This window comes from Amycolatopsis sp. NPDC051758 (assembly GCF_044453095.1).
In the GTDB taxonomy this organism is placed as follows: domain Bacteria; phylum Actinomycetota; class Actinomycetes; order Mycobacteriales; family Pseudonocardiaceae; genus Amycolatopsis.
Genome location: NZ_JBITCJ010000004.1, coordinates 629,164 through 652,053 on the forward strand (window position 1 = coordinate 629,164; position 22,890 = coordinate 652,053).

The 22,890-nt window shown below is 70.1% G+C and carries 23 protein-coding genes; 14 read left to right on the forward strand and 9 right to left on the reverse strand.

The window, feature by feature from the left end:
• The first annotated feature begins 45 nt into the window (after positions 1–45).
• Positions 46–723 (forward strand): ArsR/SmtB family transcription factor, encoded by a 678-nt coding sequence (locus tag ACIA5G_RS22530; protein ID WP_395926121.1) that lies wholly within the window; start codon positions 46–48, stop codon positions 721–723.
• A gap of 428 nt (positions 724–1,151) precedes the next feature.
• Here ACIA5G_RS22530 and ACIA5G_RS22535 read toward each other — a convergent pair whose 3' ends face one another.
• Genes ACIA5G_RS22535 through ACIA5G_RS22545 form a run of 3 tightly spaced genes read right to left on the reverse strand, consistent with a single transcriptional unit; the run spans position 1,152 to position 3,845 of the window.
• The gene (locus tag ACIA5G_RS22535) at positions 1,152–1,409 is read right to left on the reverse strand and encodes a hypothetical protein (RefSeq protein WP_395926123.1); all 258 of its coding nucleotides are present in this window, start codon (positions 1,407–1,409) and stop codon (positions 1,152–1,154) included.
• 58 nt (positions 1,410–1,467) lie between these two features.
• A complete protein-coding gene (locus tag ACIA5G_RS22540; protein WP_395926125.1) occupies positions 1,468–2,850 on the reverse strand; it encodes an amidase in 1,383 nt (460 codons plus the stop codon).
• The gene (locus ACIA5G_RS22545; protein WP_395926127.1) at positions 2,847–3,845 is read right to left on the reverse strand and encodes a D-2-hydroxyacid dehydrogenase; all 999 of its coding nucleotides are present in this window, start codon (positions 3,843–3,845) and stop codon (positions 2,847–2,849) included. The genes ACIA5G_RS22540 and ACIA5G_RS22545 overlap by 4 nt, the downstream gene beginning before the upstream one ends.
• Before the next feature lie 102 nt (positions 3,846–3,947).
• Here ACIA5G_RS22545 and ACIA5G_RS22550 point away from each other — a divergent pair, with 102 nt between their 5' ends.
• From ACIA5G_RS22550 to ACIA5G_RS22560, 3 genes are read left to right on the forward strand one after another with little or no spacing between them, the layout of a single operon-like run.
• Positions 3,948–4,688, forward strand: a complete 741-nt coding sequence (locus ACIA5G_RS22550; protein ID WP_395926129.1) for an Asp/Glu/hydantoin racemase — start codon at positions 3,948–3,950, stop codon at positions 4,686–4,688.
• 60 nt (positions 4,689–4,748) lie between these two features.
• Positions 4,749–5,495: a maleate cis-trans isomerase gene (locus ACIA5G_RS22555; RefSeq protein WP_395926131.1), complete on the forward strand. Its 747-nt coding sequence runs from the start codon at positions 4,749–4,751 to the stop codon at positions 5,493–5,495.
• A 1-nt stretch (position 5,496) separates the two neighbouring features.
• On the forward strand, positions 5,497–6,216 hold the full coding sequence (locus ACIA5G_RS22560; RefSeq protein WP_395926133.1) for a GntR family transcriptional regulator: 720 nt from the start codon (positions 5,497–5,499) through the stop codon (positions 6,214–6,216).
• Positions 6,217–6,397: 181 nt separating this feature from the next.
• Here ACIA5G_RS22560 and ACIA5G_RS22565 read toward each other — a convergent pair whose 3' ends face one another.
• From ACIA5G_RS22565 to ACIA5G_RS22575, 3 genes are read right to left on the reverse strand one after another with little or no spacing between them, the layout of a single operon-like run.
• A complete protein-coding gene (locus tag ACIA5G_RS22565; RefSeq protein ID WP_395926135.1) occupies positions 6,398–6,862 on the reverse strand; it encodes a DUF4262 domain-containing protein in 465 nt (154 codons plus the stop codon).
• Between the two features lie 59 nt (positions 6,863–6,921).
• Positions 6,922–7,980 (reverse strand): tartrate dehydrogenase, encoded by a 1,059-nt coding sequence (locus ACIA5G_RS22570; RefSeq protein WP_395926137.1) that lies wholly within the window; start codon positions 7,978–7,980, stop codon positions 6,922–6,924.
• The gene (locus tag ACIA5G_RS22575) at positions 7,977–9,440 is read right to left on the reverse strand and encodes an NAD-dependent succinate-semialdehyde dehydrogenase (RefSeq protein ID WP_395926139.1); all 1,464 of its coding nucleotides are present in this window, start codon (positions 9,438–9,440) and stop codon (positions 7,977–7,979) included. Before ACIA5G_RS22575 ends, ACIA5G_RS22570 begins: the two co-directional genes overlap by 4 nt.
• Before the next feature lie 92 nt (positions 9,441–9,532).
• Between ACIA5G_RS22575 and ACIA5G_RS22580 the strand changes: the two genes are divergently transcribed.
• Both ACIA5G_RS22580 and ACIA5G_RS22585 read left to right on the forward strand, forming a co-directional pair.
• On the forward strand, positions 9,533–10,789 hold the full coding sequence (locus ACIA5G_RS22580) for an aspartate aminotransferase family protein (protein WP_395926141.1): 1,257 nt from the start codon (positions 9,533–9,535) through the stop codon (positions 10,787–10,789).
• Positions 10,790–10,791: 2 nt separating this feature from the next.
• Positions 10,792–11,289, forward strand: a complete 498-nt coding sequence (locus ACIA5G_RS22585) for a DUF3830 family protein (RefSeq protein WP_395926143.1) — start codon at positions 10,792–10,794, stop codon at positions 11,287–11,289.
• Positions 11,290–11,829: 540 nt separating this feature from the next.
• Here ACIA5G_RS22585 and ACIA5G_RS22590 read toward each other — a convergent pair.
• The gene (locus tag ACIA5G_RS22590; protein ID WP_395926145.1) at positions 11,830–12,651 is read right to left on the reverse strand and encodes an aldo/keto reductase; all 822 of its coding nucleotides are present in this window, start codon (positions 12,649–12,651) and stop codon (positions 11,830–11,832) included.
• A gap of 155 nt (positions 12,652–12,806) precedes the next feature.
• Between ACIA5G_RS22590 and ACIA5G_RS22595 the strand changes: the two genes are divergently transcribed.
• From ACIA5G_RS22595 to ACIA5G_RS22620, 6 genes are all read left to right on the forward strand, one after another.
• On the forward strand, positions 12,807–13,565 hold the full coding sequence (locus ACIA5G_RS22595; protein WP_395926147.1) for a PE-PPE domain-containing protein: 759 nt from the start codon (positions 12,807–12,809) through the stop codon (positions 13,563–13,565).
• Positions 13,566–13,704: 139 nt separating this feature from the next.
• Positions 13,705–15,090, forward strand: coding sequence for an FAD-binding oxidoreductase (locus ACIA5G_RS22600; RefSeq protein ID WP_395926149.1), 1,386 nt, complete (start codon positions 13,705–13,707; stop codon positions 15,088–15,090).
• A gap of 5 nt (positions 15,091–15,095) precedes the next feature.
• Positions 15,096–16,649: an acetolactate synthase large subunit gene (locus ACIA5G_RS22605; RefSeq protein WP_395926512.1), complete on the forward strand. Its 1,554-nt coding sequence runs from the start codon at positions 15,096–15,098 to the stop codon at positions 16,647–16,649.
• A 42-nt stretch (positions 16,650–16,691) separates the two neighbouring features.
• Positions 16,692–17,495, forward strand: coding sequence for an SAM-dependent methyltransferase (locus ACIA5G_RS22610; protein WP_395926151.1), 804 nt, complete (start codon positions 16,692–16,694; stop codon positions 17,493–17,495).
• 64 nt (positions 17,496–17,559) lie between these two features.
• The gene (locus ACIA5G_RS22615; RefSeq protein WP_395926153.1) at positions 17,560–18,366 is read left to right on the forward strand and encodes an SAM-dependent methyltransferase; all 807 of its coding nucleotides are present in this window, start codon (positions 17,560–17,562) and stop codon (positions 18,364–18,366) included.
• 4 nt (positions 18,367–18,370) lie between these two features.
• Positions 18,371–19,000 carry a histidine phosphatase family protein gene (locus tag ACIA5G_RS22620; protein ID WP_395926155.1) on the forward strand — a complete coding sequence of 210 codons (630 nt, stop codon included), beginning with the start codon at positions 18,371–18,373 and terminating at the stop codon, positions 18,998–19,000.
• Here ACIA5G_RS22620 and ACIA5G_RS22625 read toward each other — a convergent pair.
• Together ACIA5G_RS22625 and ACIA5G_RS22630 are read right to left on the reverse strand one after the other, a co-directional pair.
• Positions 18,997–20,412 (reverse strand): MFS transporter, encoded by a 1,416-nt coding sequence (locus ACIA5G_RS22625; RefSeq protein ID WP_395926157.1) that lies wholly within the window; start codon positions 20,410–20,412, stop codon positions 18,997–18,999. The genes ACIA5G_RS22620 and ACIA5G_RS22625 overlap by 4 nt on opposite strands.
• A gap of 86 nt (positions 20,413–20,498) precedes the next feature.
• Positions 20,499–20,948 (reverse strand): DUF3761 domain-containing protein, encoded by a 450-nt coding sequence (locus ACIA5G_RS22630; protein ID WP_395926159.1) that lies wholly within the window; start codon positions 20,946–20,948, stop codon positions 20,499–20,501.
• 155 nt (positions 20,949–21,103) lie between these two features.
• Between ACIA5G_RS22630 and ACIA5G_RS22635 the strand changes: the two genes are divergently transcribed.
• Positions 21,104–22,171, forward strand: coding sequence for a sensor histidine kinase (locus ACIA5G_RS22635; RefSeq protein ID WP_395926161.1), 1,068 nt, complete (start codon positions 21,104–21,106; stop codon positions 22,169–22,171).
• Between the two features lie 7 nt (positions 22,172–22,178).
• Complete coding sequence (locus tag ACIA5G_RS22640; protein WP_395926163.1) at positions 22,179–22,847, forward strand: response regulator; 669 nt, start codon at positions 22,179–22,181, stop codon at positions 22,845–22,847.
• Positions 22,848–22,890 lie beyond the last annotated feature (43 nt).

Consider the following 22,890-nt stretch of genomic DNA (forward strand, 5'->3'; position numbering starts at 1 on the left):
GCCACAGAAACCCTTCGACCCGGAGCGAACGGTAACGCTCGCGACGTGCCCGGAGAGCCCGACATCGCCGCGGTCGCCCAGGCTATCGGCGAGCCGGCGCGGGCGGCGATGCTGCTGCAGCTGATGGACGGCGAAGCTCACTCCGCTCGAGCGTTGGCGACGGTCGCCGGAGTCGCCCCGTCCACGGCAAGCTCCCACCTACGCCGCCTGCGAGACGCGGGCCTGGTGATCGCCACCGACGCGGGCCGCCGGCGCCTGCACCGGCTCGCCGGCCCGGAAGTGGCGCAGCTGGTGGAGGCATTGGCGGCGCTCGCCCCACCGCGCCTGCCCGACCGGCTCCAGCCTTCACCACCGGCGGGCCCATTGCTGCAGGCGCGAGCGTGTTACGGACACCTGGCCGGCCAGCTCGGCATCGACCTGGCAGCGGTGCTGCGCAAGGACGGCGTGGTCGACGAGCTGGCCCCGGGCGAGACCGGCGTGGTGCGCACCTTCGACCACCCACTGCTGACGACGCTCGGTGTTACCGAGCTGCCGGGTTCGGGGCCTGCGGTCCGAGCGTGCCTCGACTGGTCCCACGGCACGGCCCACCTCGCGGGCGCGCTGGGGACGGCACTGCTCACGGCCCTGCTCGACGCGGGCTGGGTACGCCGCCGCCCGGGCGGCCGGGCATTGCGGGTGACGGAAACGGGCCGAGTACGGCTCGGCGAGCTCGGGATCGGCTGACGGTTCGCAGCCGCGGGAAGGGCACTTTCCCGACGAGCGCAGCGGGACAGCTTCGACTCGGCCGGTACTTGCAACCTCCGCAACTACATACTGCCGACGCCCCACCGAGCCCGGCGACCTTCGGGTCGGTTGAGGGCTCGCAGCGCCGCAGGTACATACCGCCGATTCCCTGCAGCTGGTCGGCTCAGGCTCGGGCAAACTCGGATCAGCCGACACCTGACGACAGCCGCAGATCCCCCATGATCCAGCAGGCCAGACCGCCTCCGTCCGCCGTTGTCCCCACCCACAGCTGAATGTGGACAACTCCGGCGCCGAACCTTCGAAAAACCAGGACTGCCTGCACCAGCCGATAGACTGGCCAAGGGGGCACCCCCGGGATAGGGCGGGCCCTGGCCGGGGACGATCTGCCGCAGGGCGTACCTGCTCCGCTAGCGGCCTGCGCGAGGTTCCGGGGTCAGGTCACGGTGCCCGTCTAGGCGCCACCAGCTCTCCAGCGTCTCGCGCAACGCCTTCAGGAGCTCGCCGCCCGTTTCCAGCGGGACCAGCGCGGCTTTGCCGTCGTCCACCCGGACCGCCGCTGCCAGGCGGTCGCCCTGCTCGATCAGGCCGACCACCACCCGGGTTGGCTGTCCGGCCGCGTCTACCGTGGAAATGGCTCGTTCGTACCGCCAGCCTGGAGCGTTCACCCGGCCGACAGTGGCACAGCTTTCCCCGCTCCGGCCCGGGTTTCACCCTCAAGTGTGGTCAGGCGGGCGCCCAGGGCCGCACTTCCTCCAGCAGCTTCGCGACGGCCAGCACCAGGTCGTCCGAGTGGCGCGGCCCGACGATCTGCAGGCCCACCGGCAGCCCCGCCGACGTGTGGCCGGCCGGGACGCTGATCGCCGGCTGCTGGGTCATGTTGAACGGGTACGTGAACGGCGTCCACTCCGGCCACTCGCTCAGCCCGCTGCCCGGCGGCACGTTGTGCCCGGCCTCGAACGCGGCGATCGGGACGGTCGGGGTGATCAGCACGTCGTAGCGCGTGTGGAACTCGCCCATCAGGATGCCCAGCGCGGCGCGCTCAGCAGTCGCGTCGAGGTAGTCGCTCGCCGACCACGTCTTGCCCAGCTCCCAGACCTTGCGCAGGCCCGGGTCGGTCCGCTCCTCGGAGCCCGCCGGGAACGAGTCGAGCAGCTTCGCGGCCCCCGACGACCACAGGATGTCGAACGCCGGCTTCGGATCGGCGAAGCCGGGATCGGTCTGCTCGATGTGCAGCCCCGCGTCGCTCAGCGCGCGCACCGCGGCCGCGACGATCTCGGCGATCTCCGGGTCGACGTCGACGTAGCCGAGCGTCGGCGAGTACGCGGCGATCAGGCCGCGCACGTCCCGGCGGACGGCCTCGCGGAACGACCCCACTGGCGGCGCCAGCGCGGCCGGGTCGCGGTGGTCGGGGATCGACAGGACGTCCAGCAGCAGCGCGGTGTCGTCCACCGATCGCGCCATCGGGCCGGCGTGCGAGAGCGGGCCGAAGGGGCTCGCCGGGTACAGCGGGATCCGGCCGTGGGTCGGCTTGAGTCCGACGATGCCGCAGAACGACGCCGGGATCCGCACCGAGCCGCCGCCGTCGGTGCCGACCGACAGCTCGCCCATCCCGGCCGCGACGGCCGCGGCGCTGCCGCCGCTCGACCCGCCCGCCGTCTTCGACGGGTCGGCCGGGTTGCGCGTGATGCCCTGCAGCGGGCTGTCGGTGACGCCCTTCCACGCGATCTCGGGTGTGGTCGTCTTGCCCAGCAGCACCAGACCGGCCTCGCGCATCCGCGCGGCGACCGGGCTGTCGACGTCCCACGGCTGGTCCGGGTCGATGCTCTTCGAGCCCCGGACGGTCGGCCAACCCTGGGTGAGGAACATGTCCTTGATCGAGGACGGCACACCGTCGAGCCAGCCGATCGGGTTGCCGTCCCGCCAGCGGATCTCGGACGCCTTGGCCTGCTCCAGCGCCCGGTCGGCGTCGACGAGGCAGTAGGCATTGCAGTCGCCGTCACGGGCTTCGATGGCCTGCAGCGCGTTCTGCGTCGCCTCGATCGGTGAAAGCTCACCGGTCGCGTAGGCGGCGACGAGCTCGCTGGCGGTCAGCATCCTGTCGTTCATCCGGCTCCCTGGTTCCCCGACGGCACGTAGCCGAGCGACTTGTCGACGACATTGCGCAGCGGCTCCCCAGCGCGCCACCGGCGGAAGTTTTCGGCGAAGACTTCGACCAGCGTGTTCCGCCAGCCGATGAAGTCGCCGGACATGTGCGGCGAGACCAGCACGTCCGGCATGCCCCACAGCGGGCTCTCTGCCGGCAGCGGCTCGGTGTCGAACACGTCGAGCGCGGCGCCGGCGATGGTCTTCTGAGCCAGCGCCTCGACCAGGTCAGAGGTGACCACCAGCTCGCCGCGGCCCACGTTCACGAAGCGCGCCGACGGCTTCATCGCGGCGAACGCGCGGGCATCGAACATGCCCTTGGTGTGTTCGGTCAGCGGCGCGACCGCAACGACGTAGTCGGCGTGCGGAAGAAACTCGCCGAGCTGCGATGACTCGTGCACCACCCCGAAGTCAGGGTCACCCGTGCGGGCCCGGCGCCCGGCGCCGCTCACCCGCATCCCGGCCGCACGCAGCAGCCGCGCGATGGCCCGGCCGATCGGCCCGGTACCGACGACCACCACCTCGCGCCCGGCGATCCGCTCACTCTCGCGGTGCTGCCAGCGACCCTCGCGCTGCAGGTCGTGCGAGCGCGCGAAGTCCTTCGCGAACGCGAGCACGACGCCCAGCACGTACTCCGCGATGGCGTCGTCGAAGACACCCCGCGAATTGGTCAGGACGACGTCGCTCTCCACCAGCCCGGGGAACAGCACCGGGTCGACGCCCGCACTCGCGATGTGCAGCCAGCGCAGCCGATCGGCCGCGTGCCAGGCGCCCGGCACAGCCGTGGAGAGGAAGTCGTAGACGAAGAGCGCGTCCGCTCCGGACAGCGCTTCGGCCAGGCCCGCGGCGTCCGTGTAACGCACGACCGCCCCGGATTCGACAGCACGCATGTCCGGTGGGCGGGACTCGCCGCAGAGCACTGCCAGGACGGGAGTTTCCCGGACTTCCGAGGCGATCACGTTGACACGGTAAAAGTCACTCGTATGATTGTCAACAATCCGAGGAACGACCCCCGGAGCACCGGACGTGTCACAACACAGACGTATTCCGGAGGCTGAGCCTTGGATCTTGACTTCTTGGCGTTCGAAGGCCCGCTGGCCCAGCGCGGTATCGGGGTGATCGCCCCCTTCGACCTCGCCCTCGAGCGCGAGCTCTGGCGCTGGGTGCCGATGGAGGTGTCCCTCCACCTCGCCCGCACGCCCTACGAGCCCGTGCCGGTCAGCATGGAGATGGCGCGCCTCGTCAGCGACAGCCACCACCTGGCCAGCGCCACCCGCGACGTGCTGCACGTAGAGCCCGAGGTCGTCGCGTACCTCTGCACGTCGGGCAGCTTCGTCAACGGCGTCGACTACGAGCGGTCCCTGACCAAGGCGATCTGCGACGCCGGCGCACCGGACGCCGTCACCACCTCGGGCGCGCTGGCCGAGGTGCTGCACCAGCTAGACCTGCACCGCGTCTCCGTGCTGACGCCATACGACGCCGACCTGACCGGCGCATTGCACGACTTCCTCGGCGAACTGAATGTCGAGACCGTTGCCAGTGACCACCTCGGACTCGGCGGCGGGATCTGGAAGGTCAGCTACCGGACCATCGCCGAGCGCATCCTGGCAGCGGACCACGGTGACGCCGAAGCTATCTTTGTCAGCTGCACCAACCTGCCCACCTACGACCTGATCGAGCCCCTGGAAGCCGCGCTCGGCAAACCGGTGCTCACGGCCAACCAGCTGACCATGTGGGCGTGCCTGCGCCGGATGAACCTGCCCATCGTCGGACCCGGGAAGTGGCTTCGTGACGTGTCGTGAAGGTTTTCCTTGACCACTCCCTCTAGGATTGTCGACAATTTGCGTCCCTCCGGAGGTTTCGTGACCACCATCGGTTTCATCTACCCCGACCATGCGGCCGAAGACGACTACCCGCTGGCCGAGCAGCTGCTCGGCGGCGCGGCTGCCGACGAGGGCGACATCCGGCTCCCGGTCGAGCACATCTACGGCACCGACAAGCACGCGGTCGCCGAACTGCTCGACCTCGGCAGCGAAGGCCGGCTCGCCGACGGTGCCGCCCTGCTCGGGAAGCACGAGCCGGACGCGGTCGTCTGGGCGTGCACCAGCGGCAGCTTCGTTTATGGCTGGGAGGGCGCCCGCGACCAGGCCGACCGCCTCGCCGCCGTCGCCGGGGTCCCGGCCTCCAGCACCTCCTTCGCGTTCGTGCACGCCGCGCGCGCCCTGGGCATCAAGCGGGTCGCCGTCGCCGCCAGCTACCCGGACGACATCGCGCAGCTGTTCGTGGACTTCCTCAAGGCCGGCGGTGTCGAGGTCGTCTCGATGGCCAGCGCCGACATCATCACGGCCGCCGAGGTCGGCGCGATGACGCCGGAGGCCGTCGTCGCGCTTGCCGTCGGCCACGACCACCCGGACGCCGACGCCGTCCTGGTGCCGGACACCGCGATGCGGACGCTCCAGGAGATCAACGCCGTCGAAGCCGCGCTGAAGAAGCCGGTGCTGACCGCGAACCAGGTCACCGTCTGGGAGGGCCTGCGCCTGACCGGGCAGCATCGCCTCGTCCGCTCGCTCGGCGCGCTCTTCCGACATCTCCCGGACGGGGAAGCCTGACATGGCCCTGCCACCGGGCATGCTGCCCGAAATCGAACCGGTCAGCCGCGAGTCGACAGCTGCGGTCATCGCGCGCCAGCTACGCGACGCGATCATGACCGGCGCGCTGCCGCCCGGGACCCAGCTCGGCGAGACCGAGCTGGCGTCCCGGTTCCAGGTGTCACGGGGGCCGCTCCGGGAAGCCATGCAGCATCTGGTTTCCGAAGGGCTCCTGCGCAGCGAACGGCACCGCGGGCTGTTCGTGATCGATCTCGAGCCCGGCGACGTCTACGACATCTATGCAGCTCGCTCGGCGATCGAACGCGCCGCGATGATCCGCGCCCTGCGCGGCGGGGAACGCGACCGGATCGCGGACATCCTCGAACACACCGTCACCGAGATGGCGACCGCCGCGAGCGAAGACGACCCGAGCGCGCTCTCCACCGCGGACCTGAAGTTCCACGAGGCTCTCATCAACGCTTCCGGCAGCAAGCGGCTCGTGCGGATGGCCCGGACCTTGCTCATCGAGACGCGGATGTGCCTGACCGCGCTGCAGAGCACGTACCAGCGGGTCGAGGAACGCGTGGACGAGCACACCAAGCTCATCCAGGCCCTGCGCGACGGCGACGAGGAGACGGCGCTGGCCCTGCTCGACTCGCACATGGAGGACGCGGTGCAGCGGCTTGCGCCAGGGACGAGCCTCATCGAGGGGCACGCCCCGCCGGTGCCGGGAAATGGGTGAGCGAAGCGCCGGCAGCCGGGATCTGAAAGCCGCCACGCGTGATCGGAGAATCGGCACGCGTGATCGGCGGGTCGACACGTGCACCCGGACGGCCGGCTCGCGGACCCGGAGGGGCGTAACGCGTGCGTGGACGGCTCGCGAGGGTTCCGGGAAGCAGTTCACCGGCAGAGCGCACCTGCAGTCAGAGGGCATGGCGGACTCCCAGGACCGGCTGGCCACCGCGGCCGGCGCGGAAGTCGGGTGACCACGGGAAGCGGCCGCGCGAGTCCGCGTGCACCAGTTGCAGCGCACGGATTTCCGGGCCGTACAGCGCCGCCGCGAACACCAGGTGCGCCGACGGCTCCGCGAGCGGGACGACCTCGATCAGCGGGCCGCCCCGCAACGGGATGCGTTCCCCCGGCGAGGGTGGCGACGCGTGCAGCGCGTGCGAAGCCACGCCGTTGAGCAGTTCCGCGGCCTTCACCAGTGGCAGGCCGGTCATGACCAGCTCGGGCAGGCCGTACCCGCTGAGGCCTATCGTGTAGGCCCACGGCGGGTACAGCTCGCTGCCCTCGATCCCTTGCACGAGCCAGCCCTGGTCGGCCACGCCATCGCGAAGCCGTTCCAGGTACCCGGGTCTGTCCGGGTCGTCGCACTGCCGGCACATCGGTTCTCCTCCCCCTCGGTGGACTTGCGACCACCGTGCCGGAGGGCACCGACAAAAACTCAGCCCAGCGCTTCGGTCACTGCCGTGCCGAGCCGTTCTGTGGTATCCGTGCCGCCGAGGTCCGGGGTGCGCACGCGGCCCTCGTCGAGCACCCGGTCCACGGCGGTGCGGATCGCTTGCGCGGCAACGGTTTCGCCCAGGTGTTCGACCAGCATCGCGGCCGCCAGGATCTGCGCCACGGGGTTGGCGATCCCCTGCCCGGCGATGTCCGGAGCGCTCCCGTGAACCGCTTCGAACATCGACGGATATTCACCCGATGGGTTGATGTTGCCGGACGGCGCCATGCCGAGCCCGCCGGTGATCGCGGCCGCGAGGTCGCTGAGGATGTCGCCGAAGAGGTTCGACCCCACGATGACGTCGAGCCGGTCCGGCGCCTGGACCATCCGCGCCGCCAAGGCATCCACGTGCATCTGTTCACTGTGGACATCGGGATAATCCGTCGCGACCTCGGCGAAGATCTCGTCCCAGAACGGCATCGAGTGGATGAGCCCGTTGGACTTCGTCGCCGAGCAGACGCGCGAAGACCGCGTCCGCGCCAGTTCGAAGGCGTAGCGGATGATCCGTTCGACGCCGACGCGCGTGAAGACCGACTCCTGCAGCACGAACTCGTCCGGCCGGCCGGCGTTGTGCCGCCCGCCGATCGCCGAGTACTCGCCTTCGGAGTTCTCACGGACGATGACCAGCTCCAGCTCCTCGGCCTTCCGCCCAGCCAGCACGGACGTCGTGCCCGGCAGCAGCCGCACCGGGCGCAGGTTGACGTACTGCTGGAACGCGCGCCGCAGCGGGATCAGCAGGCCCCACAGCGAAACGTGGTCCGGGACGCCGGGGAAGCCGACCGCGCCGAGCAGGATCCCGTCGAGCGCCGAGAGCTGCGAAACGCCGTCGTCGGGCATCATCGACCCGGCCTGCGCGTACCGCTCACAGCTCCAGTCGAACTCCGTCCACTCCAACGAGAAGCCGAAAAGAGCGGAGGCCCGGTCGAGGACCTTGCGGGCCTCGACCGTGACGTCCACGCCGATCCCGTCGCCGGGGATGCTCGCGATGCGGTAGGAGCTCACAGGGCCACCGCGATGTACTTGGTCTCGAGGAACTCCTCGATGCCGACCGTGCCGCCTTCACGGCCGAGCCCGGACTGCTTGATGCCGCCGAACGGCGCCGCCGGGTTCGACACGATGCCCTGGTTGAGCCCGATCATGCCGGCTTCGAGCGCCTCGGAAACGCGCAGCGCCCGCTTGAGGTCGCTGGTGTAGACGTAGGAGACCAGGCCGAACTCGGTGTCGTTCGCCTTCGTCACCGCCTCTTCCTCGGTGTCGAACGCGGTGATCGGGGCGACCGGCCCGAAGATCTCCTCGTGCGTCAGCCGCGCTTCCTGCGGGACGTCGGTGAGCACGGTGGCCTGGTAGAAGTGGCCCGGCCCGTCGACGCCGGAGCCGCCGGTGAGCACTCGCGCTCCACGGTCCGTCGCGTCCTTGACCAGCTCCGTCACCTTGTCGACGGCCTTCTCGTCGATCAGCGGGCCGACCACGACGTCCTTCTCGGTGCCGCGGCCCATCGGCAGGGCCTGCATGCGCTCGGTCAGCCGCCGCGAGAACTCCTCGACGACGCTGCGCTGCACGTAGAAGCGGTTGGCCGCGGTGCAGGCCTCGCCGATGTTGCGCATCTTCGCCTGCATCGCGCCGTCGATGGCCGCGTCCATGTCGGCGTCCTCGAAGACCAGGAACGGCGCGTTGCCGCCCAGCTCCATCGACGTCCGCAGCACCTTGTCGGCGCACTGCTCCAGGAGCTTCCGGCCGACTCCGGTGGAGCCGGTGAAGGAGAGCTTGCGGGCGCGGCCGTCGCGGATCAGCGGCTCCATCACGCCGCCGGAGTCGCTGGTGGTGACGACGTTGAGCACACCCTCGGGCAGCCCCGCCTCGGCGAGGATGCCGGCCAGCGCGAGCATCGAGAGCGGCGTCTGCGCGGCCGGCTTGATCACCGACGTGCAGCCCGCGGCGATGGCCGGGCCGATCTTGCGGGTGCCCATCGCCATGGGGAAGTTCCACGGTGTGATCAGCAGCGTCGGGCCGACCGGCTGCTTCGTGATGAGGAATCGGCCCGAGCCGTTGGGGGCGGTCGCGAAGCCGCCGTCGATCCGGACGGCCTCCTCGGCGAACCAGCGGAAGAACTCCGCGGCGTAGGCGATCTCACCCTTCGACTCGGCGAGCGGCTTGCCCATCTCCAGGGTCATGAGCAGGCCGAGCTCGTCCTGGCGGGCCATCAGCAGGTCGTACGCCCGGCGCAGGATCTCCCCGCGCTCCCTCGGCGCCATCTTCGCGAAGTCCGATTGCGCGGCGACCGCAGCGTCCAGTGCCGCGACGCCGTCCGCCGGCGAGGCGTCGGCGACCTGGCACAGCTCCTTGCCGGTGGCCGGGTCGACCACCGGGAACGTCTTCCCGGACGCGGCGGCGACCCACTTGCCGCCGATGAACAGTTCCTTGCCGACCGCGTCGACGACGCCGGACTCGGTGCTCGCGCTCATCCCGACTGCTCCTCACGTGTTGTCCCGAGGGCCATGCTATGGATATTGTCAACAATCGACAACCCGCTCAACCGACCAAGGAGCACGCTGCCATGGCCCAGCTATCTCCGCTGCTCAAGCAGGCAACGCCCGTCGTGGTCGACCACGGTGAAGGGGTTTACCTCTACGACGTCGACGGCAAACGCCACCTCGACTTCACCGCCGGCATCGGCGTCACGAGCACCGGGCACTGCCACCCGCACGTCGTGCGCGCGGCGCAGGAGCAGATCGGCAAGCTCGTCCACGGGCAGTACACGACGGTGATGCACCAGCCTCTGCTCGAGCTGACCAAGCGCCTCGGCGACGTCTTGCCCAGCGGGCTCGACTCGCTCTTCTACGCGAACTCGGGCAGTGAAGCCGTCGAAGCGGCGTTGCGGCTCGCACGGCAGGCGACGAAGCGCCCGAACGTCATCGTCATGCAGGGCGGCTTCCACGGCCGGACCGTCGCCGCGGCGAGCATGACGACGTCCGGGACGCGGTTCAGCGCCGGCATCGGCCCGCTCATGTCCGGCGTGCACGTCGCGCCGTTCCCCTATGCCTACCACTACGGCTGGGACGAGCAGACCGCGACGAAGTTCGCGCTGCGGGAGCTGGACTACCTGTTCCAGACGGTCAGTGCCCCGAACGAGACCGCCGCGATCTTCGTCGAGCCCGTGCTCGGTGAGGGCGGCTACGTCCCGGCGAACACAGAGTTCATGGCGGGCCTGCGCGAGCGCGCGGACCGGCACGGCATCCTGCTCGTCCTCGACGAAATCCAGACCGGCTTCGGCCGCACCGGCAAGTTCTGGGGGCACGACCACTTCGACGTCTCGCCCGACATCGTCCTCATTGCGAAGGGCCTGGCCAGCGGCTTCCCGCTGTCGGGCATCGCCGCCTCGCAGGAGTTGATGGCGAAGGCGCTCCCGGGTTCGCAGGGTGGCACTTACGGCGGCAACGCCGTCTCGTGCGCGGCGGCGATCGCGACGCTCGAGGTCATCCAGCAGGAAAACCTGGTGGAGAACGCCGCCGAACGCGGCCGCCAGTTGCTCGACGGCGCGCGGCTGATCGCGGACAAGACGCCGGCGATCGGCGAGGTGCGCGGGCTCGGTCTGCTGGTCGGCTCGGAGTTCACCACCGCCGACGGCGAGCCCGACGCCGCCACCGCGGCAGCCGCGCAGCAGACGGCGTCGAAGAGCGGCCTGCTGCTGCTCACCTGCGGGCCGTACATGAACGTCGTCCGCATGGTGCCGCCGCTGATCGTCAACGCCGAGCAGGTCGACGACGCACTGCGCATCTGGGGCGAGGTCGTCGCGTCCGTCACGGGGAGCTGAGCATGGCCCGGTACATCACGATCACCCTGGACAAGCGCGGGGTGTCCTGCCGGGCGCGGCTGCTCGACGACGAGGCGCCGCGTACCTGCAAGGCGGTGTGGGACGCGTTGCCGCAGAGCGGTTCCGCCTACCACGCGAAGTACGCGCGCAACGAGGTCTACACGCTCGTGCCGCCGTTCGTGGAGCCGAAGCCCGGGCGGGAGAACCCGACGATCACGCCGATCCCCGGCGACGTCGTCTACTTCGGGTTCGAGGCGTGGGAGATCGGCAACCCGGCGTACGGCTACGACGACGACAGCGAAGCGCACAGCGACCAGGGCGCGACCGACCTCGCGATCTTCTACGGCCGAAACAACCTGCTGATCAACGGCGATGCGGGCTGGGTGCCCGGCAACGTGTTCGCCACGATCGAGGAAGGCCTGGCCGAGATGGCGGCGGCCGCGCAGGACCTCTGGCTACGGGGTGTCGAGGGCGAGACGCTCTCGTTCGCGCGAGCCTGAATCCCTTACCCGGCAAGGGGACGCCGGGTGCGGAGTCCGCACCCGGCGTCCCCTTTTTCGCGTTGTGCGCCACCCGAAAGGGTGATCGCCGGAAATTCACCTTTCGTGGCCGGTGATCACCAGATCGAGCTACGCGAGTGCCCAGGATGCCGGATCAAGGTCGAAATTACCGACAGTGATATTCCGCCTGACGACTACCCAGAGTGGTTGACCGCCAAAGCGGGCACCCGGCGCGAAACACGAAGGGATTACGTGTTTAGCATGGGAAGATTCCGCGCCACCACAGTCGCCCGAGAATGGCTCTTTGACACCTCGACAGCACGGTGAAAACCTGATTCCGCTCCCCGCGGGGAGCACTCCAGGGAATCCATGAGTTATTCGACAAGGAGCCTTTCCATGCAGATGTTCGCCCAGCACGCCCACTACTGCCACGACATCATCACCGGCGCGCTGGCGCACCTGGCGCACGTTCTGGGCTGGCTCGTCTGATCCAGGCAGGAACCGGACGCCCGGCCGCGGGAAACCGCGGCCGGGCCGTTTTTACGCCAGCGCGTTCAGCTGCTCGAAATCGTCATCGGAAAGCACTGTTTCGGCAGCGCCGCAGTTTTCTTCGAGGTGCACGAGGGAAGACGTTCCGGGAATCGGGACCACGACCGGCGAACGGCGCAACAGCCAGGCGAGGGACACCTGAGCGGGTGTCGCGCCGAGGCCGGCCGCGACCTTTCCAAGCACCCCGCCCGCCGTCGCGTGGTCACCCCGCGCGATCGGCAGCCACGGGACGAACGCGATCCCCTCACGCTCGCAGTAGCCGAGAACGTCGTCCGACGCGCGGTCCGTCAGGTTGTAGCGGTTCTGCACGCTCGCGATCGGCGCGATGGCGCGTGCTTCGGCCAGCTGCGCCACGCTGACCTCGGACAACCCGATCCGGGCGACCTTGCCTTCGTCGCGCAGCCGGGCGAGCGCGCCGACCTGGTCGGCGAGCGGCACCTGCGGGTCGAGGCGGTGTAGCTGCAGCAGGTCGAGGCGCTCGACGCGCAGGCGCCGCAACGAGAGTTCCGCCTGCTGACGCAGGTATTCGGGCCGGCCGAGCGGCACCCACTCGCCCCGGCTCGGGCGCGCGTGGCCGCACTTCGTCGCGATGAGCAGCCCGTCGTACGGGTGCAGCGCGTCGGCGAGCAGTTCCTCGTTCAGCCCCAGGTCATAGGCGTCAGCGGTGTCGAAGAACGTCACGCCGAGCTCGGCCGCGCGGCGGGCGACGGCGGCGGCACCGTCGGGCACGTAGTCCCACTCGGTGAGCCGCATGGCGCCGAAACCCAGCCGCCGCACGGAAAAGCCGTCTTCGAAGGTGTGCGTCGATGTCATACCCGGAAGCTTCGCCGCGTCGCACGTCACCCACCAGAGATTTAGCCTGAGCTAAATCTCGTTCCGTAACCGGGTCATCACCGGTTTCATCCGGATTTCATCAACCCTCCCTAACGTCGCCGACGCAGTGATCAACTGACGGAGGGGACTGCGAAGTGAAAAGTTTGAAACGGCTCTTGCCGATCGGCGCGGCGGTGGCGGCGCTCGTCACCGGATTCGTCACCACACCGGCCGCGCATGCCGAAGGCGCGCACTACTACATCCTGCTCGGCGGAACCTGCAACGGGAACGCGGACCAGTATCAGGAACCGTGGCTGAGCGGCGGGATCCGCAAGGTCGTGAACTACCCGGCCGGCGCGTCCGGGCTGCCCGGGCCGTGCGGCGCGACCCCCATGGACCAGAGCGTCGCGATAGGCCGCGAAGAGGCGAAGCGCGTCGTCCAGGATTCGTTCAACGAGGACCCGGGCGGCGAGTTCACCGTCGTCGGGTACTCGCAGGGCGCGATCGTGGCCAACTTCGTGCTGAACGACATCGCGGACGGCGTCGTGAACGTCGACCGGAGCCACTTCAACGCGAAGCTGTACGCCGACCCGATGCAGCCGGTCGGCCCGCCCGGGCTCGGCATCAGCGCGGTGATCCCGGCGGGCGCGGGCGCGCCGTCGCCGTTCGGCGGCTATGTCTCCTTCGGCCCGGGCCGCACGGACTTCGGTGGCATTCCGTACATCCGCTACTGCATCCAGACCGACGGCGTCTGCCACTTCAACACACCCGAGGCGCCGGGCGGCTACTTCGCCCAGCACTGGTGCTACGTCGAACGCCCGATCATGGCCGACACCCTCGCCGACGGGGTCTACACGAACTCTTCGATCGAGCTGCCCCGGCAGGACTGCCGTCCGCCGTGGCCGATCGGCTGAGCTTCCTTCTCCGGGCGGGCGCCTGTCAGGCGCCCGCCCGGGCTCGTCCGCGCTAACGTGAAAAACCTTCATAGCGGCGTACCGGCGGTACGTACTACGCTGCGGTAACCACAGCAACGGCGCGGAGGAGAGACTGTCGATGGGCGACGTGGCGGCACGGCTGGCCGAGATCGTCGGGGACAAGAACCTGCTGACCGGCGACGCGATCTCCGAGGACTACTCGCACGACGAAGCACTGACGGCGGAGCCGCAGAAGCCCGCGTACGTCGCGAAGCCGGCAACCGCCGAAGAAGTTGCGGAGCTGCTTAAAGCCGCTTCGGAACACAACGTGCCGGTGACCGCGCGAGGGTCCGGGAGCGGGTTGTCCGGTGCCGCGCGGCCGCGCGAGGACGGGCTGGTGATCTCCTTCGAGCGCATGAACGCGGTGCTCGAAGTCGACACCGGGAACCACGTCGCCGTCGTGCAGCCCGGCGTCACGCTCGCCGAACTGGACAACAAGACCGCCGAAGCCGGACTCAGCTACACCGTCTATCCCGGCGAGCTGAGCGCGAGCGTCGGCGGGAACGTGGGCACCAACGCGGGCGGGATGCGCGCGGTGAAGTACGGCGTCACCCGCAACAACGTGCTCGGCCTGCAGGCGGTGCTGCCGACCGGCGAGATCATCCGGACCGGCGGCAAGACGTCGAAGATCTCCACCGGCTACGACCTCACGCAGCTGATCATCGGCTCCGAGGGCACCCTCGCGCTGGCCACCGAGGTCACCGTCAAGCTGCACCCGCGGCTCACGCACGGCGCCACCGTGCTCGCCCCGTTCGGCGACTTCGCCCAGGTCATGGCCGCCGTGCCGGCGATCCTCTCCAGCGGGCTCGCGCCGCACATCCTCGAGTACATCGACAACATGACGATGGCCGCCATCGTCTACAACGAGAAGCTCGAGCTCGGCGTCCCGGACAAGATCCGCGAGACGTGCGAGGCGTACCTGGTGGTGGCGCTGGAGAACCGCGAGAGCGGACGCCTGGAGGAGGACGTCGAGACAGTCGGCGAGCTGCTCGGCGAACTCGGCGCGGTCGACGTCTACGTCCTCGACGGCGGCGCCGCGCGCAAGCTCATCGAAGCCCGCGAGAAGGCCTTCTGGACCGCAAAGGCCGTCGGCGCCGACGACGTGATCGACGTCGTCGTGCCGCGGACCGCCATGCCGCAGTTCATCTCGAAGTCGCGGGAGCTCGCGATGGCCGCGGGCGGTGGCGCGCTCGGTTGCGGGCACGCCGGTGACGGCAACGTCCACCTCGGGATCTTCTGCAAGGACGCCGACAAGCGGAAACAGCTGCTCACCGATATCTTCGCGTACGCCATGGAGCTCGGCGGCGCGATCTCCGGCGAGCATGGCCTCGGCCGCACCAAGGCGGGCTACCACCAGGAACTCGAAGACCCGGCGAAGATCGAGCTGATGCGCCGGATCAAGCAGAGCTTCGACCCCGCCGGGATCCTCAACCCCGGCGTTCTCTTCCCCGAAGGAACCGCATGAGCGAGATGAACGGCGCCCAGTCCCTGATCCGCACGCTGGTCGACGCCGGCGTCGACGTGTGCTTCGCCAACCCCGGCACGTCAGAGATGCACTTCGTCGCCGCGCTCGACACCGTCCCGGAGATGCGAGGCGTGCTCGCGCTGTTCGAAGGCGTTGTCACCGGTGCCGCCGACGGGTACGCGCGCATCGCGGACAAGCCCGCCGCGACACTGCTGCACCTCGGCCCCGGCCTGGGCAACGGCCTGGCGAACCTGCACAACGCGCGGCGCGCGCACACGCCGATCGTCAACGTCGTCGGCGACCACGCGACCTACCACAAGCAGTACGACGCGCCGTTGGAGTCGGACATCGACGCCATCGCGGGCTCGCTCGAAGGCTGGGTGCGCCGCTCGGAGCACACCAAGGACGTCGGGGCGGACGCCGCCGCCGCGGTCGCCGCCGCGCAGGACGCGCCTGGCCGCGTCGCCACGCTGATCCTGCCCGCCGACGCCTCCTGGGGCGAGGGCGGCGAGACGTGCGCGCCGATCCCGCCGCGCGTGCCGCAGGCCGCGGACGCGACAACCGTCAAGGACGTCGCCGCGGTGTTCGGCACCGGGGAGCCGGTGGCGCTGCTCATCGGCGGCAGCGCATGCCGCGAAGAAGGCCTGCGCGCGGCCAGCCGGATCGCCGCCGCGACCGGCGCCAAGGCGTTCGTCGAGACGTTCCCGTCTCGACTGGAGCGCGGCGAGGGGCTGCCGACGATCGAGCGGCTCGGGTACCTCGCCGAGCAGGTCGCGTACCAGCTCGACGGCATCAAGCACGTCGTCGTCGCGGGCACGAAGGCGCCCGTGTCGTTCTTCGCCTACCCGGGCAAGCCGAGCGACCTGGTGCCCGAAGGCGCGCAGGTGCACGTGCTCGCGTCGGTCGGCCAGGACGTCACGCGCGCGCTGAACGAGGTCGCGGACCTCGTCGCCGCGGACACCGAGCCGGTGCTGCAGCAGGCGTCCCGGCCCGCGCTGCCCAGCGGGCCGCTGACCCCGCAGAACTGGGTCGACGTCATCGGCGCGCTGCTGCCGGAGAACGCGATCATCGCCGACGAAGCGAACACGTCCGGCCTGCTGCTCCCGACGGCGACGGCCGGCGCGCCGCGGCACGACGTGCTGACACTCACCGGCGGCGCGATCGGCTACGGCATGCCGGTGGCCACCGGCGCGGCAGTGGCGGGACGGGACCGTCCCGTCCTGAACCTGCAATCGGACGGCAGCGCGCTCTACACGATCTCGGCGCTGTGGACGCAGGCGCGGGAGAACCTGAACGTCACGACGGTGCTGCTCAACAACCGCGCGTACGCGATCCTGCGGATGGAACTGCAGCGCGTCGGCGCGGCTTCGGGCGGGCCGAAGGCCAACGACCTGCTCGACCTGTCGCGGCCGGACATGGACTTCGTGAAGATCGCGGAGGGCATGGGCGTGCCCGCGACGCGGGCGACCACCGCCGAGGAGCTCGCCGAGCAGTTGCAGCGCGCCTTCGCCGAGCCGGGTCCGCACCTCATCGACGCCGTGGTGCCGCCGCTGCTCTGAAGCGGACTATTCTCCCCGTCACACCTACGGCGAGGAGCGGCGATGACCGACGAACACGCGAAACGCGGAATCGACTTCGACAAGCCGAACGCCGCGCGCGTGTACGACTACCTGATCGGCGGCAAGCTCAACTACGCCATCGACCGGATGTTCGCCGAGCAACTCCTCGCAGTGCGGCCCGAGGCCCGGGACCTGGCCCTGCTGAACCGGCGCTGGCTGCGCCGGGCCGTCCGCTTCGGCGCCGAGCAGGGGATCCGGCAGTTCCTCGACATCGGCTCGGGCATGCCGACCGTGGGGCACGTGCACGAGGTCGTCCAGGCGATCGACCCCGAGTCGCGGGTCGTCTACGTGGACAACGAGCCGGTTGCCGTCGCGCACAGCGAGATCGTGCTGAAGGGCAACGACAACGCGGAGATGGTGCAAGCCGACGCCGAGTTCCCGGCCGACGTCCTCGAGCACGAGACCACGGAGCGGCTGCTGGACTTCAGCCGGCCGGTCATGGTGGTCATGGCCGCGTTCGTGCACTTCATCCCGGACGAGCGCAACCCCGCCGGGCTGATCGCGGCCTACCGCGACGCGCTCGTCCCGGGCAGCTACCTGGCGCTGTCGTCGGGCACGTTCGAGGGCCAGGGTGAGGAGGTCCGCCGGGCGGCCGAGCTCTACCAGAAGAGCGGCACCAACGTCTTCGCGCGGTCGCGTGACGAGCTGCGCGCACTGTTGGACGGCTTCGAGATCCTGCCGCCGGGGATCGTGTTCACACCCGAGTGGCGGCCGGACGACCCGTCCGAGGTCGGCGAAAACCCGGAGCTGGCCAGCCAGCTGGCCCTGGTGGCGCGCAAGAACTAGCAACGAGGCGGCTGCGGTGCGTGTCCGGCTATTCTCGCTTCACACCTGAGCCCTGGAGCGGCGGATGACCGAAGACGAACTCGCGAGGCGCGGCATCGACCTCGACAAGCCCAACGCCGCGCGCGTGTACGACTACATCCTCGGGGGCGAGCTGAACTACGCCGTCGACCGGATGTTCGCCGAGCAGGTGCTGAGCGCCCAGCCGAACGCGCGCGAGCGTGCGCAGCTCAACCGGCAGTGGCTGCGCCGCGCGATCCGGTTCGGGATGGACAACGGCATCCGGCAGTTCCTCGACATCGGCTCGGGCATGCCGACCGTCGGGCACGTGCACGAGGTGGCGCAGGCCATCGACCCGAGGTCGCGGGTCGTGTACGTCGACAACGAGCCGGTCGCGGTCGCGCACAGCGAGATCGTGCTGGAGGACAACGAGAACGCGGCGATGGTGTTCGCCGACGCCGAGTTCCCGGACGACGTCCTCGAGCACGAAACCACCGAGATGATGCTGGACCTGGACCAGCCGGTGATGGTCGTGATGGCCTTGTTCGTGCACTTCATCCCGGACGAGCGCGACCCGGCCCGCCTGCTCGCCAGCTACCGCGACGCGCTCGCGCCCGGCAGCTACCTGGCGCTGTCGTCCGCCACGCACGAGCACCAGAGTGACGGCACCGCGCGCGCCGTGGCGATGTACCAGAAGAGCTCGAACCCGGTCGTCCCCCGCTCGGCCGACGAACTGCGGAAGCTGGTCGACGGCTTCGAGATCGTCGACCCGGGGATCGTGTTCATCCCCGAGTGGCGGCCGGACGCGGCTTCGGATGTGCCCGACGACCCGGCGGAGTGCGGCGGCCTGGCGCTGGTGGCGCGCAAGGACTGACTGCGTGCTTTACGCGGTCACGCACCCCGAAGCCACGCACCACGTGGAGGGCCGGGTCGGCGGCTGGTTCGACTCGGCCCTCACCTCACGCGGTCGTGCCGACGCGACGGCGATCGCGAAGCGGCTGCGCGAGCTGATCCCCCGGACGTCGCGGATCGAGCTCTACAGCTCCGACCTGCTACGCACGGCCGAGACGGCCGAGCCGATTGCGAACGTGTTCGCCGTCGAGCCCGTGTTCCTCCCCGGCCTGCGCGAGAAGTCCTACGGTGTTGCCGGCGGACGGCCGCAGTCCTGGCTCGACGCGCGTTTCGTCCCGCCGCCGGCGATCGGCGAACGGCTCGACCACGACGAGGGCATCGAGGGAGCCGAAACCAAGCGGCAGTGGGTCGAGCGGGTGTACGGCGCCATGGCGCAGGTCGCGGAGAGCGGCAGCGAGCACCAGGTGATCGTCACCCACGGCGGCTCGCTGAGCTGGGTGATCGCGGCGTGGCTCGGCCTGCCGGTCTCCGCCTGCGCGCACGTGTCGTTCCGGTCCCGTCCCGGCGGCATCACGGTGCTCGAAGAGGACGGCTACTTCCACAATCGGACACTGCACACGCTTGGCGACACGAGCCACCTGACGGCCCAGTCCTAACCGACGCCCACCAGCACCGGCGCCACCCGCGTCTTCGGCACCAGGGCCGCCAGCAGCACGCCGGCCAGCGCCGCGAACGCCGCCACCGCGAACGTCGCGCGGAAGCCGAACAGGGACGGCACCGCCAGGCCGCCGACACTGATCGTCAGCTGGGCGAGCATCGCGGCCATCACCGCACTGGAGATCGCGGTGCCGACCGAGCGCATCAGGGAGTTCAGGCCGTTGGCCGACGCCGTTTCGGTGACCGGCACCGAACCCATGATCAGCGCGGGCATCGCCGCGTACGCGATCCCCACGCCGGCGCCGATGATCACCGACGCCGTGATGAGCTCCAGCGCGTTGTCCATCAGCACGATCGCGAACGCGTACCCGACGGCGATCACCAGGGCGCCGCTCATGAGCGTCGGGCGTGGGCCGAACCGGGTGATGAGCCGCGCCGAAACCGGGGACAGCAGCATCATCACCAGGCCGTTCGGGGCCAGGGTGAGGCCGGATTCGACCATCGTCTGGCCCAGCCCGTAGCCGGTCGACGCGGGCGCCTGCAACAGCTGCGGGAACGACAACGCCATGGCGTACAGCGCGAAGCCGACCATGATCGACGCCAGGTTCGTGAACAGCACCGGACGGCGGGCGGACACCCGGAGGTCGACCAGCGGGTCGCGGCGGCGCAGCTGGTAGGCGCCCCAGCCGAGCAGGATGACGATGGCCAGCACGGCCAGCCCCAACGTCGGCGCGCTGGTCCAGCCCCACGTCGCGCCCTTCACCACGGGCAGCAGCAGGCACAGCAGCCCGGCGGCCAGCCCGAACGCGCCGAAGTAGTCGAACGGCGCGGGCGTGCGCACCGGCGACTCGGGCACCACGGTGAAGATCAGCAGCGCGCAGGCCAGCCCGAGTCCGGCGGCGGTCCAGAAGAGCACGTGCCAGTCGGCGTTCTCGGCGACGATCGCCGCGACCGGCAGCCCGATCGCGCCGCCGACGCCGAGCGTCGCGCTCATCAGCGAGATCGCGCCGCCGATCCGTTCCGGCGGGAGCTCGTCGCGCATGATGCTGATGCCGAGCGGGATCACGCCCATCGCGCAGCCCTGCAGCCCGCGGCCGAGGATCTGGAACGCGAGCGCGCTGGTCGTCGCGGACACGACCGAACCGGCGATGAGCAGCGCGAGGCTGACGAGGATCATCCGCCGTTTGCCGTAGAGGTCGCCGAGCCGCCCGCTGACCGGGGTGATGACCGACGCCGCCAGCAGCGTCACGGTGACCACCCAGGACGCGTCGGCGGCGGAGGCGTTCAGCAGCCGCGGGAACACCGGGATCAGCGGCACCACCAGCGTCTGCATGAACGACGCGACCAGCCCGCACGAAGCGAGCACGACGATGATCGCGCGACCGGACCGTCCGGGACGGGACACCAGCACACCCCCGGTGTGTAGTTAGTACACATCATGCAACTTCATGCACTGTACCTACGGGATGGCTGGTTTCCGCTCGAATAGTGCTCTTGTCACAACCAGGTGCGCACGCCTCCGTGACCGGAGCAGGTGCCCGAGCGGTGCTGGCTGTAGCTGTAACTGCCGTCCTTGCAGAGGGCCGTCGCGCCGGCCGGGTTGTCGCTGGGCCGGTGGACGCAGTTGCCGTCGGAGTTGCGGTAGTAGTCGGCTCCGCACTCGGCCGGCTTCGGGGCGGCCTGCACCGTGGTCTTCGGGGCCTTCGGCTTGGGCACGGTCGTCTTCGGCGGCGGCACGACGGCCTGCGGTGTGGTCGCGACCGGCGCTGCGGAAGTGGTGGCAGGCGCTTCGGTCGTGACCGGAACGGAATACGTCGGCGTCGAATACGTCGAAGTCGGCGTCTCGATCACGCCCACGTTCCCGACGTTCTTCGGCGGCACCGTACCGACGCCACAGCCCGCCACCAGCAGGCCTGCGACCAGGACCCACCCCAGTTTCTTGCTCACGAGCACTCCTTAGCAACGCGAATCAATGCCGCCTAGTCGGTGCGCGGAAACCCTTTGTTACAAACGAAAATCCTGTTCGCGAGCGGCGATCACGCTGTGGGCAAATTCCGGTCGACGCCGGGAAGAAACTCCGCGCGGCCGCTTAGACTCGCCGCATGTCCTGGTTGCGGCAGTTCGCGGCGGAGCTCGCGGTGACCGTCGCTGTGCTCGCCGGCACGCTCTTCGCCGTGCTCAGCGACCACGACGACGTTCCGCACCACGCCGCACTCGGCTGGGTGCTGACGATCGCCTGCTGCGCCGCCCTCTTCTTCCGGCGCCGCCACCCGCTGGCCGTCGCCGGGTTCGCGCTCGCCTGCTGCGCCCTCTACTACCCGCTGACCGATCCGGACGGCCTCGTGCTGCTCGCCTTCGCGTACGCGCTGTATGCGGCCGCCGCAGCCGGGCGGATCCGCGGCGCCGCGCTGCTCGTCGTCGCCGCGATGGCCGGCGTCGCGGCCGGCGAGATCAGCTCGCGGACCGGGCGGCACGTCGACAACTTCGCGTTCTTCCTGATGACCGGCTGGTTCGTGGCCCTGGTCGCCGGCGGCGCCGTCGCGCACTACCGGGCCGAGGCCGAGCGCACGAAAGAAGCCGAAGCCCGGGCGCGGGCCACCGAGGAACGTCTGCGCATCGCCCGCGAGCTGCACGACGTCCTGGGCCACCACCTCGCGCTGATCAACGTCCAGGCCGGCGCCGCGCTGCACCGGCGTGACCCCGGTCAGGCCGAAGAAGCGCTCGGCACGATCAAGGACGCGAGCAAGACCGCGCTCCAGGAGCTGCGCGCGACGCTCGGCATGCTGCGCCAGGCCGACCAGCCGTCACTCTCGCGGGTCGCGGAGCTGGCCGAGTCGGTCGGCGCGTCCGGGCTGACCGTGCGCACCGAGATCGACGGTGTCGCCCGGGAGCTGCCGCCGGACGTCGAGCACGCCGCGTTCCGGGTCGTCCAGGAAGCGCTGACGAACGTCGCGAAGCACGCCGCTGCGAAGACCGTCGTCGTCCGGCTCGGTTATGGCGCCGACGAGCTGTCCGTGCAGGTCGACGACGACGGCCACGGCGGTGACACCGCCCCGGGCAACGGGATCCGCGGCATGACCGAACGCGCTCGCACCCTCGGCGGCGAGGTGACCGCGGCGCCGCTCGAAAGCGGCGGTTACCGGGTCCACGCCCGGCTGCCGGTGCGATGATGAGCCGATGATCCGGGTGCTGCTCGTCGACGACCAGCGGCTCGTCCGCGCCGGCTTCCGGTCCATTTTGGACGGCGAAGCCGACATCGACGTCGTGGCCGAAGCCGCTGACGGCCGCGAAGCGCTGCAGGCCGCACACGACCACCGCCCGGACGTCGTGCTGATGGACATCCGGATGCCGGTGCTCGACGGCCTCGCCGCCACCCGCCACCTGCTCGAGGACCCGGCGATGGAAGGCACCAAGGTCGTCATCCTCACGACGTTCGACCTCGACGAAGACGTCTACGGAGCATTGCGCGCGGGCGCGAGCGGGTTCCTGGTCAAGGACACCGAACCCGAAGAGCTGATCCACGCCGTGCGCGTGGTGTCCCGCGGCGACGCGCTGCTGGCGCCGTCGATCACCCGGCGGCTGATCTCCGAGTTCGCCGCGCGGGTCACGCGCCCGGGACCGCCGCCGGCGCTGGACCGGCTCACCGACCGCGAGCGCGAGGTGCTGTCCCTGGTCGCGGCGGGACTGTCCAACGACGAGATCGCGCGTGAGCTCACGCTCAGCCCGGCGACGGCGAAGACGCACGTCAGCCGCATCATGACCAAGACCGGCATGCGCGACCGCGCCCAGCTCGTCGTCCTCGCCTACGAGTCCGGCGCGGTGACGCCGCGCTGGCTGACGCCCTGAGCTGTACTCCCGCAGGAGTACGGGAAAGGCCTTAGGGGACACC